This window comes from Microbacterium aurantiacum (assembly GCF_021654035.1).
GTDB classification, from domain to species: Bacteria; Actinomycetota; Actinomycetes; order Actinomycetales; family Microbacteriaceae; genus Microbacterium; species Microbacterium aurantiacum.
The window spans coordinates 196670-212886 of sequence record NZ_JAJPDW010000002.1 but is presented as its reverse complement, the minus strand read 5'-3'; the positions used below and the strand labels follow the sequence as shown (position 1 = coordinate 212886).

Sequence of the window (16217 nt, the reverse complement as noted above, 5' to 3'; positions counted from 1 at the left end):
CCGGGCCCGATGCCTACACTGGTGCGATGAATCTCATGGGGCCGGGCGGCCGCCAGCGGAACCTGGCGTCGGTGCTGGGCCTCCTCCACCGGAACGGCCCCCTCTCCCGCGCGGCCCTGACCGACGCCACGGGCCTGAACCGCTCCACCATCGCCGACCTCGTCGGCGAGCTCTCCCGCTCGGGCATCGTCGAAGAGCGCGCCCCCGATCCTGCCCGCCGCGTCGGACGCCCCTCCCCCATCGTCGCGATCGATCCGCGCGTAGTCGCCGTCGCGGTCAACCCCGAGGTCGATGCGATCACCCTCGCCGTCGTCCGGCTCGATCAGAGCATCGTCCTCCGCGAGCGCCACGAGGTCCCCCGCGCCCCCGCGCCGGAGGAGACCGCGCGCCTCATCGCCGATCGCGTCGCCCACTGGCGCGCGAACACCATCCCCGACGCGCTGATCGTGGGCATCGGCCTCGCCGTTCCCGGCCTCGTGCGGGCCTCCGACGGCCTCGTCCGCGATGCCCCGCACCTGCACTGGCGCGACACACCGCTCCGCGAACTGGTCGAGGATGCCGCGGGCCTTCCCACCCGCGTCGGCAACGACGCGAGCCTCGGCGCCATGGCCGAGCACCTCTTCGGCGCGGCGCGCGACGTCGGCGACGTCGTGTACCTGAACGGCGGCGCGAGCGGCATCGGCGGCGGACTCATCATCGGCGGCATCCCCGTGGGCGGAGCCGACGGGTACGCCGGCGAGTTCGGCCAGAATCGCCCCGGCATCGCCGACGAGAACGACCGCCGCGCCACCGGCGGCGTCCTCGAGGACGAGGTGAGCCGCGCTCGGCTCCTCGACGCCGTCGGCCTCGAGTCGGCCGACGAGCCGACGCTCGCCGCCGCCGTGGCCGCCGCGGTGGCCGGAGACGACCCCGACGACCCGATCCGCTGCGAGGTCGAGCGGCAGCGCCGCATCCTGGCGACAGCGCTCGGCAACGCGGTGAACGTGCTGAACCCGTCGGTCGTGGTCCTCGGCGGCTTCCTCGCCACCCTCGCCGAGGTCGACGTCGCCGACCTGCGCGATCGCGTGCGGGGGCAGGCCATGCCCGCCTCCACCGAGTCCCTCGAGCTGCGGTCTGCGTGCCTCGCCGAAGACCGCCTGCTCATCGGGGCCGCCGAGCTCGCCTTCGCCAGCATCCTCGCCGATCCGGCTCTGCCGACCAGCGCGGAGGATGCCGAGCGAGACCTCGTCAGCGGGGCGGCGCCGTCGTCTCCCTGACGATCAACCGCGTCGCCAGTCCGATGTGGGTCGATTCGGGCGTCTCGCCGTTCATGAGCGCGACGAGGAGACCGGTGGCGGTGGCACCGAGAGCCTGCATGGGCTGACGCACGGTCGTGAGCGCGAGCGACCCCTGCGTGGCGTCGGGGATGTCATCGAAACCGACCACCGAGAGATCCCGCGGCACGGCGATGCCCAGGCGCGCGGCGACCTCGATCACCGCGAGGGCGGACAGATCGTTCGCCGCGAAGACCGCCGTCGGGCGATCGGCGGATTCGAGCAGCAGCCGCGCCTGCTCCCGCACCGTCTCGGGGTGGTACATGCCCACCCGCACCAGTGCGGGGTCGTACGCGATGCCGGCATCCGAGAGCGCCCGACGGTAGCCGGCATCGCGCAGGATCGACGACCGCAGATCCGGGCGTCCGGCGATGAACCCGATCCGCCGGTGCCCGAGCTCGATGAGGTACCGCGTCGCCTCGCGCGCCCCGGTGAAGCTGTCGGACTCGACGGTGGGCAGGTCGGCACGGCCGGTGTGCGGGTCGACGGCCACGATCGGCACCTCCGCGGTGACCCCGAGCACGGTGGGCGTCACCATGATGACCCCGTCGATGAGGGTGCCGCTCAGGCGACTGAGCGAGCGATGCTCCCACCCCTCGCCGTTCGGCTGCCGGGAGCCGCTGTAGGCGAGGAGGTCGTAGTGGGTGTCGCGGAGAGCGCGTCCCACGCCCTTCATGATCTCGGCACTGAACGGCTCGAAGTCGGCCACGAGCACGCCGATGACCCCGGTGCGCCGCGAGCGCATGCTGCTCGCCACGAGGCTCGATTCGTACCCGAGCTCGGCGACGACACGGAGCACGCGCTCGACGGTGTCGGCGGCGACGCCGTAGCGGCCGTTGACCGCCTTGGACACGGTCGCCGGCGAGACACCGGCCGCCTTGGCGACGTCGGTGATGGTGGGACGCATACTCATGAACGCTGATCGTAGCCCGGATTGAAAATGATTTCGAAAACGTTTGACATTGTTGGAAAGCCCGCGAAAAATGAGATCCGCCCGAGGGGTCCACCCACAGCAATCGGGCGTTCGCAGCGCACCTCGAGGATCGAGCGTGCACCTCAACGAAGAGAACAGGTGAGTCACATGAAGGCCAGAAGATTCGCAGCGGGCGCCGTGTCCCTGCTCGCCGGCGCGCTCGTATTGAGCGCCTGCACCGGCGGCGGCGGAGACGGGGATGCCGGTGACGGCAGCGTCAGCATGACCCTGTGGCAGAACTCCACGACCGGTCCCGGTCAGGCGTTCTGGCAGAACGCGATCGACACGTTCATGGAAGAGAACCCGGGCGTCACGATCGAGATGCAGTCGGTCCAGAACGAAGACATGGACGGCCTGCTCCAGACCGCCCTCAACGCCGGCGACCCGCCGGACATCTTCCTCCAGCGCGGTGGCGGAAAGCTCGCCGACATGGTCAACGCCGGTCAGCTGAAGGACCTCACGGACCTCATCTCCGACGATGTCCGCGCCGAGATCCCCGAGGGCTCCTTCGCCGCGGAGACCTACCAGGGCCAGGTCTGGGCGATGCCGCTGTCGGTTCTGCCCGGAGGCTTCTTCTACAGCGAGGACGCGTTCGCCGCGGCCGGCATCGAGGAGACCCCCGAGACGATCGCCGAGCTCGAGGACGCCGTCGAGGCCATCAAGGGCACCGGCATGGAGCCGATCGCCCTGGGTGCTCAGGACGCGTGGCCCGCCGCGCACTGGTACTACTTCTTCGCGATCCGCGAGTGCAGCCCCGAGGTCATCGAGGAGACCGGCGACAGCAAGGACTTCAGCGACGAGTGCTGGACGCGCGCCGCCGAAGACCTGCAGGAGTTCGCCGCGATCGAGCCGTTCAACCAGGGCTTCCTGACCACCCCGGCCCAGCAGGGCGCCGGCAGCTCGGCGGGTCTCATCGCGAACCGTCAGGCCGCGATGGAGCTCATGGGCGCGTGGAACCCCGGCGTCATCGCCTCGCTCACGCCCGACGAGCAGCCCCTCCCCGACCTCGCCTGGTTCCCCTTCCCCGAGATCGAGGGTGGCGAAGGCCTCCCCGGCTCGATGATGGGTGGCGTCGACGGCTACTCGTGCGCCGCACAGGCTCCGGACGAGTGCGCCGACTTCCTGAACTTCGTCGCCAGCGCCGAGCAGCAGGAGCTCTACTACGAGGCCTTCCAGTCGCCGCCGGTGAACACCGTCGCCCAGGAGGCCGTCACCGAGCCCTACCTGCAGCAGATCCTCGAGGCGTACAACAACGCCCCGTTCGTCTCGCAGTGGCTCGACACCGTCCTCGGCCAGAACGTCGGCAACGCCCTGAACGTGGCGGTCGTCGACATGCTCGCCGGGAACAGTGACCCCGAGCGCTTCCTCCAGACCGTCAACGCGGCGGGCGCGCAGGGCTGAGCATGTCCACACGCGAGATGTCCTCCACGGACTCCGATCTCGCGCAGCACGACGGGGGCGGCGTCACGTCGCCCCCGTCCGTGCGGCGGGGTAAGAGTCGTCCACGCGGCCTGGGTTGGTCCGGTCGCCTGGAAGTCCTCCTCATGGTCGGCCCCGCCGTCGTCTTCTTCGTCGGGTTCGTCATCTTCCCGGTCATCATGGCCGCCTACTACGGGTTCTTCCGCTGGTCGGGCTTCGGCCCGGCGATCGACTTCGTCGGCCTCCGGAACTACTTCGTCATCTTCAGCGACCCGAACTTCCAGGCGGCCCTCGGGCACAACGTCTTCATCGTCGTGATGTCGCTGATCATGCAGGGCCCGGTCGCGATCCTGCTGGCGCTGCTTCTCAACCGCAAGATGCGCGGTCAGTCCGTCATCCGCGTCCTGATCTTCGTCCCCTACGTCATCGCCGAGGTCGTCGTCGGTACGGGCTTCAGCCTGCTGCTCGCGACCCGCGGCGCCCTCAACGACTTCCTCGAGAACGCCGGACTCGGCTTCCTCGCCTCCGACTGGCTGAGCGACCCGGCCATCGCCATCTGGACGCTCATGGCGATCCTGACCTGGAAGTACGTCGGCTTCGCCGTCATCCTCTTCCTCGCGGGCTTGCAGAGTGTTCCGGAGGAGCTGTACGAGGCCGCCGCCATCGACGGTGCGTCCTACTGGCAGATCCAGCGGCGGATCACCCTGCCGCTGCTCGGACCCACGATCCGCATCTGGGCGTTCCTGTCGATCATCGGCGCCCTGCAGCTGTTCGACCTCGTCTACATCATCTGGGGCCAGTACGTCGCCTCCGTCGCCGGGACCAACACGATGGCCATCTACATGGTCGCCACCGGTCGCAACGCCGGCAACTTCGGCTACGGCAACGCGGTCGCCGTGGTCATCTTCCTCATCTCGCTCGTCGTCGCCCTGGTCTACCAGCGCTACGTGCTGCGGCGCGACACCGCGGGCGCGATCACCGAAAGGGGTGCCGGATGAGCACCATGACCATCACCACCCGTCGCGCCGCCGACAAGCGTCGGGGCGGCATCCGGCCCGCTCCCGGCCCGAAGCTGCCGTGGGGTCCGCCGAGCGTCTACTTCATCGCGCTCGTGGTCATCGGACTCATGCTCGGTCCGGTGCTGTACATCATCATCGGCGGGTTCCGCAGCAACTCCGAGATCACCGTCAGCCCGTCCGGGTTCCCGACCGAGTGGCGCTGGGAGAACTACGCCAGCGTCCTGACGGCCCCGCAGTTCTGGACGCAGGTGGGCAACTCGACGATCGTCGGGCTCGCCACCACTGCCGGCGCGGTCGCTCTCGGCCTCATGGCCAGCTACGTCATCGCCCGGTACAGCTTCCGCGGACGCGGCGCGCTCTACGCGCTCTTCGCCGCGGGACTGATGTTCCCCATCACGGTCGCCATCACCCCGCTGTACATCGTCATCCGCAACCTCGGCCTGATGAACAGCCTCCCGGGCGTCATCCTGCCGCAGATCGCGTTCGCACTCCCGGTCACGATCATCATCCTGGTGCCGTTCCTGCGGGCGATCCCGGACGAGATCCAGGAAGCGGCGTACATCGACGGATGCGGACGCCTGGCGTTCTTCTGGCGCATGGTGCTGCCGCTGGCGATCCCCGGCGTCATCACGGTGTCGATCCTCGCCTTCATCGGCAGCTGGAACGCCTACCTCCTCCCGCTGTTCATCCTCAACAACGAGGCGGCGTTCACGCTGCCCCTCGGTGTGCAGCAGTTCTCCTCCCAGTACTCCGTCGACACCGCCCGTGTGCTCGCGTTCACCTCGCTCTCGATGCTCCCCGCGCTGATCTTCTTCAGCCTGTTCGAGCGTCGGATCGTCGGTGGGCTCACCGGCGCCGTCAAGGGCTGAGCGCCGCATCCGCTCGCGAAGCGCCTCGGCTCGTCAAGAAAGCAGAATCGTGACAACTCCCGCCGTTCCGGCATCCCCTCGCGTCCTCGAGCTCCTCGGGCGCATGACCATCGAAGAGAAGGTGGCCCAGCTCGTGGGCTTCTGGATCGACCAGGGCGACGACGTCGTGGCGCCCATGGCCGGCGAGATGAAGACCTCGACGCGCTTCGAGGACGCCATCACGGACGGCATCGGCCACTTCACCCGCGTCTACGGGACACGTCCCGTCGACCCGCAGGCGCGGGCGGAGTGGCTGTGGGCCGAGCAGCGGCGCCTGCAGACCGAGACGCGTCTCGGCATCCCCGCGCTCGTGCACGAGGAGTGCCTCACCGGCCTCGCGGCGTGGAAGGCCGCGACGTTCCCGACGCCGCTGGCGTGGGGAGCGGCCTTCGACCCGGATGCCGTCGAGGAGATGGGGCGGCTGATCGGCGCCTCGATGCGTGAGCTCGGCATCCACCAGGGCCTCGCCCCGGTGCTCGACGTCATCCGCGACCCCCGCTGGGGCCGGGTGGACGAGTGCATCGCCGAGGATCCCTACGTCGTCGGCACGATCGCGACCGCGTACGTCCGCGGACTGCAGGATGAGGGCGTCCACGCCACCCTGAAGCACTTCGTCGGCTACTCGGCGACCCAGGCCGGACGCAACCACGCACCCGTCCACGCGGGTCGGCGCGAGATCGAGGACGTGTTCCTCCCGCCGTTCGAGATGGCGGTCCGCGACGGCGGCGTCCGCTCGGTGATGAATTCCTATGCCGAGATCGACGGCGTCCCCGTCGCCGCGTCCCGCGAGTACCTGACCGAGCTCCTCCGCGAGCGGTGGGGCTTCGACGGCGTCGTGGTCTCGGACTACTTCTCCGTCGCGTTCCTGAAGTCCATGCACGCCGTCGCCGCCGACCTCGGCGAGGCCGCGCAGATCGCTCTCGAAGCGGGCATCGACGTCGAGCTGCCCACCGGGGACGCGTTCCTGGCGCTGGCCGATCGCGTCCGCGACGGCATCCTCGCTCCCGAGGTCCTCGATCTCGCCGTGACGCGCGTGCTCGTGCAGAAGGAGGAGCTCGGCCTCCTCGACGCCGATTTCTCGACCCCGCCGACCGACGTCGACCTGGACACCCCCGCCCACCGAGCGCTGGCGCGACGCCTCGCCGAAGAGGGGACGGTGCTCCTCACCAACGACGGCGTGCTGCCCCTCGCCCCGGACACGCGTCGCATCGCGGTCGTCGGTCCCAACGCCGACAGCGCCGAAGCGCTCATGGGCTGCTACTCGTTCGCCAACCACGTCCTGGCCCACCACCCCGGGACCGAGATGGGCTTCGAGATCCCGACGGTGCTCGAGGCGCTGCGCACCGCGTTGCCGGATGCCGAGATCACCCACGCCGTCGGCTGCGCGGTCGAGGGCGAGGACACCTCCGGGATCGCCGAGGCGGTCGACCTCGCCCGTGGCGCGGACGTCGCCGTCGTGGTCGTCGGCGACCGCGCGGGCCTGTTCGGGCGCGGCACCGTGGGCGAGGGCAACGACGTCGAGTCGCTCGATCTCCCCGGCGCCCAGCGCGCGCTGGTGCAGGCGGTCGCGTCGACCGGCACCCCCGTCGTGATGGTGATGCTCACCGGCCGTCCCTACGCGATCGCGTGGGCCGTGGAGGGCGAGGGGCGCCCCGGCGCGGTCGTCCAGGCGTTCTTCCCGGGCGAAGAGGGCGGCACCGCACTGGCGCGGATCCTCACCGGCGCCGTGTCGCCGTCCGGGCGCCTCCCCGTGTCGCTCCCGCGCTCGGCGGGTGCGCAGCCGTACTCGTACCTGCATCCGCTCCTGAGCGGCCCGTCGGACGTCACGAGCGCCGACAGCACCCCGGTGCTCCCGTTCGGACACGGCCTCAGCTACGCCTCGTTCCGGCACGAGGACCTCACGACGGATGCCGAGGTCGTCGCCGGACGGAGCTTCCGCGTGGCCGTCACCGTCCGGAACGACTCCGCCGTCGCCGCCGACGACGTCGTGCAGGTCTACGGCCACGACCTCGTGGGGAGCATCACGCGTCCCACCGCGCAGCTCCTGGCCTACCGCCGCGTCGCACTGCAGCCGGGGCAGTCGATGCGCGTCACCTTCGAGGTCCCGACGCAGCGGCTGGCGTTCAGCGACCGCTCCTACACCCGCATCGTCGAGCCGGGCGAGGTCGACCTGTGGGTCGGGCCCTCCAGCGCGGTGCGCGAGACCACCGCGCGCATCACGATCACCGGCGACGTCCACCGCGTGCACGCCGATGACCCCCGGGTCGCGACATCCGTGGTCTCCTCCCTCCCCCGCACCGCCGACGTCGATTCCGACGCCGTGCCGGCGGGTTCGCCGATTCCCGTCTCCGTCGGCTGACCCGCCCTTCTCCGCTCGTGGCCCCGGCGGACGGTTCGCCGGGGCCACGAGCGGAACCGGACGATCCGTCCCACCGGGGCCGAGAGCGCGCGGGTATCGTCGGGAGGAAGCGAAGGAAGGCCCACCATGTCGATCTCCACCGACCGCCGCCCCCGAACCGAAGCCGAACTCCAGCAGATGGCGAAAGACCACCTGTGGATGCACTTCGCGCGCCAGTCGGTGATGACCGACGGCCCCGGTGTCCCGATCATCGTCAAGGGCGAGGGCCACCACATCTGGGACTCACAGGGCAAGCGCTACATCGACGGTCTCGCGGGCCTGTTCGTCGTCGCCGCCGGACACGGCCGCAAGCGGATCGCCCAGGCCGCGGCGAAGCAGGCGGAGGAGCTCGCGTTCTTCCCCATCTGGTCGTACGCGCACCCCGCCGCGATCGAGCTCGCCGACCGCATCGCCGACTACGCGCCCGGCGACCTCAACAAGGTCTTCTTCTCCACCGGCGGCGGTGAAGCCGTCGAGACCGCGTTCAAGCTCGCCAAGTACTACTGGAAGCTGCAGGGCAAGCCCACCAAGCACAAGGTCATCTCACGCTCCGTCGCGTACCACGGCACCCCGCAGGGCGCCCTCGCCATCACCGGCATCCCCGCGATGAAGGAGATGTTCGAGCCCCTCACCCCCGGCGGCTTCCGCGTCCCGAACACCAACTTCTACCGCGCCGGCGACATGGGCGCCCCCACCGGCAGCCTCGAGGAGTTCGGCGTCTGGGCGGCGGACCGCATCGAGGAGATGATCCAGTTCGAAGGCCCCGACACCGTCGCCGCCGTCTTCCTGGAGCCGGTGCAGAACTCCGGCGGATGCTTTCCCCCTCCCCCCGGATACTTCCAGCGGGTGCGGGAGATCTGCGACAAGTACGACGTCCTCCTCGTCTCGGACGAGGTCATCTGCGCCTTCGGTCGGATCGGCCACATGTTCGCCTGCGACGCCTACGGCTATCAGCCCGACATGATCACCTTCGCCAAGGCCGTCACGAGCGGCTACTCCCCGCTCGGCGGAACGGTGATCAGCGACCGGATCTACGAGCCCTTCGCCCACGGCGACCGCGCGTTCTATCACGGCTACACCTTCGGCGGTCACCCCGTCTCGGCCGCCGTGGCGATGGAGAACCTCGACATCTTCGAGGAGGAGGGCCTGCCCGAGCGGGTGCGCGAGAACTCCCCCCTGTTCCGGCAGACGCTGGAGAAGCTCACCGATCTCCCGATCGTGGGCGACGTGCGCGGCGACGGATACTTCTTCGGCATCGAGCTGGTCAAGGACAAGGCGACGAAGGAGACGTTCGACGACGACGAGTCCGAGCGGCTCCTGCGCGGCTTCCTCTCCAAGGCCCTCTTCGACGCGGGCCTCTACTGCCGCGCCGACGACCGAGGCGACCCGGTCATCCAGCTGGCCCCGCCGCTGACCATCGGGCCGAGCGAATTCGTCGAGATCGAGCAGATTCTGCGGAGCGTCCTCACCGAGGCGTGGACCCGCCTGTAACGCTTCGGAGACACGTGTCCAAAAGCGTCCGCGGATGCCGCGCGGGATGCCCCCGGGGGGTTTAGAGTTCATCCGTGGGAACCATTTACTACGGCGGGTCGGACACCCCGATCCACATCGAAGACCGCGCTCTGGCGCACCTCAAGGTCGTCATCGCCACGAAGCTCCGTCGCGACGAGACCTTCACTCTGTCGTGGACGCATCCTGACGATCAGCCGCGGGGCCGGAGCACGATCTGGTTGCACCCGGCGATCCCGCTGCGGTTCGTCTTCGACGATCCGGAGCCCACGGAACTGAGCCGCGAATGGATCGAGGAACTCGCGAACTCCGCCAACTCCTCCGGGGGCGTCGCCCTCGTCGCCGAGCACTTCGACACCGGGCCCGTCCCGATCGTGTCCGACGCAGCCGCCGACGGCGCGGGAGTCATCTCGGGCGACGGCGGCGTGAACCTCGGCAACGTCGAGGTCGACCACCTCGAGATCGACAAGCTCAGCGTCGAGAACATCTCGCGCGGCGAAGGACAGATCGAGAGCTGACGCGCGTGTTGCGCGCCCCGGGGGTCAGCCGCGCTCGGGGGTGTCGTCGGCGGGCGGCTCGGGCAGGATGTGCAGCCCGTGCGGGCCGCTGGCCGCGAGCATCATCGCCTCCACCCAGTGACGGTTGATGCGCGGGTTGCGGCCGCCGTAGAAGTGGAACTGCATCGGCACGGACGGGTGCATCCAGAAGCTGCGTCGCCCCGATCCGTCACCCATCTCGGCGTCGAACATGAACGACTCCGACCGGCGCAGCTTGTTCATCACCACGATCCGCAGATGCGCCAGCGTACGGTCGTCGATCTCCACCGACGTCGCGGTGGAGTCGTAGATGAACCTGCCCATGGGATGAGCCTATTGCGGGGATCCCCCACGGGCGACCGGGCGGACGGAACCTCTACCGGCACCGACGCGATCCGCGTAGCGTCGGATCAGGCCGGACGATGTGGCCTCGACGACGAGGAGACCCCATGGGCACCCCCAGACCGCTGACCGCCGACACCTCCATCGCCGACTGGCTCGCCGATCCCGTCGGCAATGCGATCCTGACGGATCTGCTCGCGCAGGCCGGGCAGACGCCGGATGCGTTCAAGCCGGTACGGCGATTCGCCATCAAGCGCCTGGTCTCGCTCAGCCGCGGCGCCTTCACGCAGGAGATGCTCGACGAGATCGTCCGCCGCGCGCAGGCGGGCGAAAGCCCGGCGGGAACGATCGGCTCCGGGGCCGATCGTGCCGCGACCGCTCCGGCGCCGGACGCTCCCCCGACCTCCGCCGCCTCCGCCCCCGCGTGGGCGGAGCGGGTGGATCTCGGACGATTCTCGGGGCGGACCGTCATCGTCACCGGAGCAGGCTCGGGTATCGGCCGCGCCACGGCATCGCGCGTGGCGCGCGAGGGCGGGCGCGTCATCGCCGTCGACGTGAGTGCCGAGCGCTTGGACGACCTCGCCGCCGCTCTTCCGGACTCGGACGTGATGCCGCTCGTGGCCGACATCACCGACGACGCCGACGTCGCCCGGATCGTCGAAGCGGCCGGCGACCGGATCGACGGTCTGGCGAACGTCGCCGGGATCATGGACGACATGACCCCGGTCGGCGAGGTGTCGGATGTGGTGTGGCAGCGCGTCTTCCGCGTCAACGTCGACGGCACCATGAAGCTCATGCGCGCGGTCATCCCCACCATGCTCGCCCAGGCGGCGGGATCCATCGTCAACGTCGCCTCGGAGGCGGCGCTGCGCGGCTCGGCGGCGGGAGCGGCCTACACCGCGTCGAAGCACGCCGTGGTCGGGCTGACGCGCTCGAGTGCCTTCGTCTACGGTCCGAGCGGCATCCGGGTGAATGCCGTCGCCCCCGGTCCGACGATCACGAACATCGAGGCGTCCTTCGCGTCTCCGCTGGCCGCCGAGCGGATCCAGACCGCCATGGTGGTGATGCCCGACCCCGCCGAGGCCGAAGCGGTCGCGGCATCCATCACTTTCCTCCTCTCGGACGACGGCGTGAACGTCTCCGGCGCCATCCTGCCGAGCGACGGAGGATGGTCGGCCGCGTGAGACGCGGGCGGGCGGCTCAGAAGGGCCAGATCAGCGGCACGTAGAAGACCGCCATCAGCAGGAAGAAGATCGCCAGCGGCACGCCGAGGCGCCAGTAGTCGCCGAACCGGTAGCCCGCCGGTTCCATCACCATGAGGTTCGCCGGCGTCGCGATCGGGGTGAAGAACGCCGCGGCGCCCGCCACCGTGAGCGCCATCATGAACGGCTGGATCGACAGGTCGAGACTCATCGACACCGCGGCGGCGATCGGCGCGACGATGAGGACCGTCGCGGCGTTGCTGATGAGCTGACCGAGCACAAGCGTGAGCACGCACAGGGCGAACAGCGCCACGCGCGGACCCGAGTCCCCCAGGAGGCTGAGCAGCCAGCCGGCGACGAGGTCGGCGGTGCCGGTCTCGAAGACGGCGGTGGAGAGCGGGATCATCCCGGCGATGAGGATCACCGTCGTCCACGACACCGCCTGGTAGGCCTGGTTCACGCTGACCGCACGCGTGACGACAAGCGCGCCGGCGGCAAGGAGCGCGGCGGCCGCGGGCGGGACGAGACCGGTCGCGAGGAGCACGATCATGAGGCCGAGGATCACCAGCGACCGCCGCGCACCCCGCCCGAGCGGCACCGAGCGCCGGAGTCGGTCCGGCGCGTCGACGGCGAGCATGCCGGGAAGCGCGGCGTGCCGGACGAGGTCGTCCCACTCGCCCTGCAGGAGGAGGACATCGCCGATCTGCAGCACGAGCTCCTGGCCGCGCGCCGGTTCGTCGCCGCGACGCACGGCGAGGATCACGAGATCGCCGCCCGGGGTCTTCATCCCGGGGGCGATCCGTTCCCCGATCAGCGGCGAACGCGGCCCGACGACGATCTCGGTCACACCGCTCTGCGGACCGAGGATCGTGCCGGTGTCGAGGGTCAGGTCGTACTGCTGCCGGAGCAGCCGCGCGTGGCGGGCGAGGTCCACGGGCATGAGCGCCCCCTCGCGCACCGGCAGCAGCCGATCGCCGAGGAGGAGCAGGATCGCGATGGTCCCGATGACCAGCGGAATCCCGACGAGCGCGAACTCGGCGTATCCGAACGCACGGCCGCCGTTCTGGGCGGCGAAGTCCGACACGATGATGTTCACCGGCGTCCCGGTGAGGAGGAGCAGCGACCCCGCGGAGGCGGCGAAGGCCAGCGGCATCAGCAGCCGCGAGCTCGGGATGCCCGCGCGGGCGGCGACGACCACGACCAGTGGCAGGAGGGCCGCGACCGCCCCGTTGATGCTGATGAACGCGGTCAGCACGGCGACGAGGAGCGAGATCACCCCGACGAGGATGCCGCGGCGCGTGCCCGCCCGGCCGATGACCTTCTGCCCCGCCCACGCGGTGACCCCCGACGAATCGAGCGCTTCGCTCACGACGAAGAGCGCGGCGATGAAGAGGACGGTGGGATCACCGAAGCCGGCGAGCGCCTGCGGCAGGGTGAGGACACCCGTGAAGAACAGCGCGAGCGCCACGGCGACTGCGACCACCGCGAGCGGCACGCGGTTGCTGATGAACGCCACGACCGCGACCGCCAGGATGACGAGGGTCGCGATGATGGGGTCCATGCCCTCAGCATGCCATCGCGCGCGCGGCGGCGTGGCGGCCGCGCGCCGGGACTACTCCGGACCGCGGCCGCGGCGTGTCAGAGGCTCAGCGCGTCAGAGACCGGCGAGCGCGGCGTCGAGGTCGGCGAGGAGGTCCTCGACGCTCTCGATGCCGACCGACAGCCGCACGAGGCGCTCCGGAACGGCGAGCTCGGTGCCGCGGACGGAGGCGTGCGTCATCTCATCGGGGTAGTTCATCAGCGACTCGACACCGCCCAGCGACTCGGCGAGCTGGAACAGCCGCGTCGACTCGGCGAAGCGGCGCGCCGCCGCGGCATCCGCCAGCTCGAGAGACACGATGCCGCCGAAGCCGGACATCTGCGAGGCGGCGAGCGCGCGGCCGGGGTGGCCGGGGAGGCCCGGGTAGTGGACGGCGGCGACGCGCGGGTCGGCGGAGAGATGCTCGGCGATCCGCTGCGCGCTCTCGGAGTGGCGTCGCATCCGCAGCTCGAGGGTCTTGATGCCGCGCGTGGTGAGCCACGCGTCGAGCGGCCCCGAGACGGCGCCGACGGCGAACTGCAGGAACTTCGCCTTCTCGTACAGCGCGTCGTCGTTGAGGACGAGCGCGCCGCCGACGACGTCGGAGTGCCCGCCGAGGTACTTCGTCGTCGAGTGCACCACGACGTCCGCGCCGAGGGCGAGCGGCTGCTGCAGCGCCGGCGAGGCGAAGGTGTTGTCCACGACGACGAGGGCGCCGGCGTCTTGTCCGAGCCGCGCGAGACCGGCGATGTCGGTGATGCGGAGCATCGGATTGCTCGGGGTCTCGACCCAGACGATCTGGGGCGCGCGTTCGGCGATCGCGGCGGCGACGGCATCCAGATCGCTCATGTCGACGACGCGGAGCTTCACGCCCCAGCCGCCGAGCACACGGGAGAGCAGGCGGTACGTGCCGCCGTAGACGTCGTTGCCGAGCAGCACCTCGTCACCCGGGACGAGGGCGGCGCGCAGCAGCGCGTCCTCGGCGGCGAGACCGGACGAGAACGACAGGGCGTGCGCGGCGCCCTCGAGTGCGGCGAGCTGGGTCTCGAGTGCGGTGCGGGTCGGGTTGCCGCTCCGCCCGTACTCGTACCCCTGGCGAAGTCCGCCGATGCCGTCCTGCGCGTAGGTGGTGGAGAAGTGCACCGGCGGGATGACCGCGCCGGTGGTGGGGTCGAAGGCCTGGCCGGCATGCACGGCGCGCGTGCCGAATCCGCGCTCGCGGGAGTCGCTTTCGTGGGTGTCGCTCATGCTCGGTCTCCTTCGCCTGCGGGGGCGGCTTCGGTCTCGGGGTGGGGGTCGGTCGGGAGGGAGGGGATGCGGCCCGGGATGTCGGATGCCGGGATGACGGCGTCCGGATCGAAGCCCTGCGCGCGCATCCAGTCGTCATCGAAGATCTTGCTGAGGTAGCCGCGGCCGTGATCGGGGAGGAGCACGACCATGACGGCCTCGGCGGGGAGCGTGCGGGCCGCGCGGAGGGCCCCGACCACCGCCATGCCGCTGGAGCCGCCCACGAAGAGGCCTTCCTCGCGGGCGAGACGACGGGTCATCGCGAACGACTCGGCGTCGCCGACGCGGTGGATCTCGTCGACGATCGTCGGGTCGTAGGCCTTCGGCCAGATGTCCTCGCCGACGCCTTCGACGTGGTACCCGTGGACGGGACCGCCGGAGTACAGCGACCCCTCGGGGTCGACGCCGACGATGCGGACCGTGCCGCCGGACGCCTCGCGGAGGTAGCGACCGGTGCCGGTGATCGTGCCGCCGGTGCCGACGCTCGCGACGAAGTGCGTGATGCGCCCGTCGGTGTCGCGCCAGATCTCGGGGCCGGTGGATTCGAAGTGGCTGCGGGGGCCGTTGGGGTTGTCGTACTGGTTCGGCTTGAAGGCGCCGGGAATCTCCTCGGCGAGACGGTCGGACACCTTGTAGTACGACTGCGGGTCGTCGGCCTCCACCGCCGTGGGCGTCACCACGACCTCGGCGCCGTAGGCCCGGAGGATCGCCCGCTTGTCCTCGGCGACCTTGTCGGGCACGACGAAGACGCAGTTGTAACCCCGCTGCTGTGCGATCAGCGCCAGCCCGACGCCGGTGTTGCCGCTCGTGGCCTCGACGATCGTGCCGCCCGGCTTCAGGAGTCCGTCGCGCTCGGCGGCGTCAATGATGTTGCGGGCGATGCGGTCCTTCGCGGACCCGCCGGGGTTGGCGTGCTCGATCTTGGCGAGCACGGTGGCGGAGATGCCCTCGGTGACGCGGTTCAGTCGGACGAGGGGGGTGTCACCGATGAGATCGATGACGCTGTGGGCGTAGCGCACGGTGGTTTCCTGAGGTGTCGGCGCCGAAGGGCGCGGTCGTCGGGTTGCGGAAGAAAAGGGTGAAGCGAGCGCTTCAGAGACAGCAACGACGACAACGACAGGTCAGCACGCGCGATAGTCTAGCCCGCCCCGCGGGCACGCGCGACCGTCCCCCGTCCGCTCGCCCGTACCGGCTCCAGCGCGGGCCGAACTCCTCAGATCCACCGCGTGCGCCCGCGCACAGGCCGGGTTGCGGCCGGCTCGGCGACGTTTGTGAGGAGTTCGGCCCGGCGAAGCACCCAGCCCGGACCCGGCCGGTGCCGTGCGGACGGCGGTGCCGTCGCCGCTCCGGCGCGGGCGCGGCGCGGGCCGAACTCCTCAAATCCACCGCGTGCGCCCGCGCACACGCCGGGTTGCGGCCGGTTAGGCGACGGTTCTGAGGAGTTCGGCACGCGAGACCCGCGAGCCGACGGCGGCCGCGGGATCGCGCTGGGCGGGGCGGGTCAGTCGGCGGCGTTGATGTCGAAGTCGACGAAGCGCTGGTCGTCGCTGGTGAGGTGGGCACGCAGGGGGACGCGGATGCCGAGGGCACGCTCGATCTCGGCGCGGACGTGACGGCTGAGGTCATCATCGGGCGCGCCGCGCACCTCGTGGCGCGCGCTGACGCTGAGATAGGGCCACCAGTTCTCGATCGGCGGCAACGGGAGTTGCTCTTCCATTCGACCTCCTGACCG

General features: G+C 70.5%; 12 protein-coding genes and 2 pseudogenes. 8 read left to right on the top strand and 6 right to left on the bottom strand.

The features are described from left to right. Positions 1 to 26: 26 nt before the first annotated feature. The gene (locus LTL01_RS06495; protein WP_236967887.1) at positions 27 to 1256 is read left to right on the top strand and encodes an ROK family protein; all 1230 of its coding nucleotides are present in this window, start codon (positions 27 to 29) and stop codon (positions 1254 to 1256) included. On the opposite strand, the gene LTL01_RS06490 is transcribed toward LTL01_RS06495, so the two are convergent. Continuing rightward, positions 1228 to 2226: a LacI family DNA-binding transcriptional regulator gene (locus tag LTL01_RS06490; protein WP_236967886.1), complete on the bottom strand. Its 999-nt coding sequence runs from the start codon at positions 2224 to 2226 to the stop codon at positions 1228 to 1230. The two genes, LTL01_RS06495 and LTL01_RS06490, sit on opposite strands and share 29 nt — an antisense overlap. Positions 2227 to 2394: 168 nt before the next feature. Here LTL01_RS06490 and LTL01_RS06485 point away from each other — a divergent pair, with 168 nt between their 5' ends. From LTL01_RS06485 to LTL01_RS06460, 6 genes and pseudogenes are all read left to right on the top strand, one after another. Continuing rightward, on the top strand, positions 2395 to 3687 hold the full coding sequence (locus LTL01_RS06485) for an ABC transporter substrate-binding protein (RefSeq protein ID WP_236967885.1): 1293 nt from the start codon (positions 2395 to 2397) through the stop codon (positions 3685 to 3687). A 2-nt stretch (positions 3688 to 3689) separates the two neighbouring features. Then, positions 3690 to 4703 carry a carbohydrate ABC transporter permease gene (locus LTL01_RS06480; RefSeq protein ID WP_372461306.1) on the top strand — a complete coding sequence of 338 codons (1014 nt, stop codon included), beginning with the start codon at positions 3690 to 3692 and terminating at the stop codon, positions 4701 to 4703. 5 nt (positions 4704 to 4708) lie between these two features. Continuing rightward, positions 4709 to 5593: a carbohydrate ABC transporter permease gene (locus LTL01_RS06475; protein WP_236968185.1), complete on the top strand. Its 885-nt coding sequence runs from the start codon at positions 4709 to 4711 to the stop codon at positions 5591 to 5593. 49 nt (positions 5594 to 5642) lie between these two features. Next, entirely contained in the window at positions 5643 to 7991 is a 2349-nt protein-coding gene (locus LTL01_RS06470; RefSeq protein ID WP_505187744.1) for a beta-xylosidase/alpha-l-arabinosidase, read from the top strand. 126 nt (positions 7992 to 8117) lie between these two features. Beyond that, entirely contained in the window at positions 8118 to 9521 is a 1404-nt protein-coding gene (locus LTL01_RS06465; RefSeq protein WP_236967883.1) for an aspartate aminotransferase family protein, read from the top strand. 74 nt (positions 9522 to 9595) lie between these two features. Continuing rightward, positions 9596 to 9898: pseudogene (locus LTL01_RS06460) on the top strand (DUF7882 family protein); the annotation flags it as partial. 183 nt (positions 9899 to 10081) lie between these two features. Here the strand turns inward: LTL01_RS06460 and LTL01_RS06455 are convergent. Next, positions 10082 to 10399, bottom strand: a complete 318-nt coding sequence (locus LTL01_RS06455) for a DUF7882 family protein (protein WP_053546461.1) — start codon at positions 10397 to 10399, stop codon at positions 10082 to 10084. Between the two features lie 125 nt (positions 10400 to 10524). Between LTL01_RS06455 and LTL01_RS06450 the strand changes: the two genes are divergently transcribed. Beyond that, positions 10525 to 11601, top strand: coding sequence for an SDR family NAD(P)-dependent oxidoreductase (locus LTL01_RS06450; protein ID WP_236967882.1), 1077 nt, complete (start codon positions 10525 to 10527; stop codon positions 11599 to 11601). Positions 11602 to 11617: 16 nt separating this feature from the next. Here the strand turns inward: LTL01_RS06450 and LTL01_RS06445 are convergent, their stop codons facing one another. From LTL01_RS06445 to LTL01_RS06430, 4 genes and pseudogenes are all read right to left on the bottom strand, one after another. Further along, positions 11618 to 13180, bottom strand: coding sequence for an SLC13 family permease (locus LTL01_RS06445; RefSeq protein WP_053546463.1), 1563 nt, complete (start codon positions 13178 to 13180; stop codon positions 11618 to 11620). Positions 13181 to 13273: 93 nt separating this feature from the next. Beyond that, a complete protein-coding gene (locus LTL01_RS06440; protein WP_236967881.1) occupies positions 13274 to 14446 on the bottom strand; it encodes a cystathionine gamma-synthase in 1173 nt (390 codons plus the stop codon). A 41-nt stretch (positions 14447 to 14487) separates the two neighbouring features. Then, positions 14488 to 15504, bottom strand: a pseudogene (locus LTL01_RS06435) (PLP-dependent cysteine synthase family protein); the annotation flags it as partial. Positions 15505 to 15986: 482 nt separating this feature from the next. Beyond that, a complete protein-coding gene (locus tag LTL01_RS06430) occupies positions 15987 to 16202 on the bottom strand; it encodes a hypothetical protein (RefSeq protein ID WP_236967880.1) in 216 nt (71 codons plus the stop codon). Positions 16203 to 16217 lie beyond the last annotated feature (15 nt).

Coding starts and splice junctions, on each gene's coding strand:
- LTL01_RS06495 (WP_236967887.1), top strand. CDS start 27: ATGAATCTCATGGGGCCGGGCGGCCGCCAGCGGAACCTGGCGTCGGTG.
- LTL01_RS06490 (WP_236967886.1), bottom strand. CDS start 2,226: ATGAGTATGCGTCCCACCATCACCGACGTCGCCAAGGCGGCCGGTGTC.
- LTL01_RS06485 (WP_236967885.1), top strand. CDS start 2,395: ATGAAGGCCAGAAGATTCGCAGCGGGCGCCGTGTCCCTGCTCGCCGGC.
- LTL01_RS06480 (WP_372461306.1), top strand. CDS start 3,690: ATGTCCACACGCGAGATGTCCTCCACGGACTCCGATCTCGCGCAGCAC.
- LTL01_RS06475 (WP_236968185.1), top strand. CDS start 4,709: ATGACCATCACCACCCGTCGCGCCGCCGACAAGCGTCGGGGCGGCATC.
- LTL01_RS06465 (WP_236967883.1), top strand. CDS start 8,118: ATGTCGATCTCCACCGACCGCCGCCCCCGAACCGAAGCCGAACTCCAG.
- LTL01_RS06455 (WP_053546461.1), bottom strand. CDS start 10,399: ATGGGCAGGTTCATCTACGACTCCACCGCGACGTCGGTGGAGATCGAC.
- LTL01_RS06450 (WP_236967882.1), top strand. CDS start 10,525: ATGGGCACCCCCAGACCGCTGACCGCCGACACCTCCATCGCCGACTGG.
- LTL01_RS06445 (WP_053546463.1), bottom strand. CDS start 13,180: ATGGACCCCATCATCGCGACCCTCGTCATCCTGGCGGTCGCGGTCGTG.
- LTL01_RS06440 (WP_236967881.1), bottom strand. CDS start 14,446: ATGAGCGACACCCACGAAAGCGACTCCCGCGAGCGCGGATTCGGCACG.
- LTL01_RS06430 (WP_236967880.1), bottom strand. CDS start 16,202: ATGGAAGAGCAACTCCCGTTGCCGCCGATCGAGAACTGGTGGCCCTAT.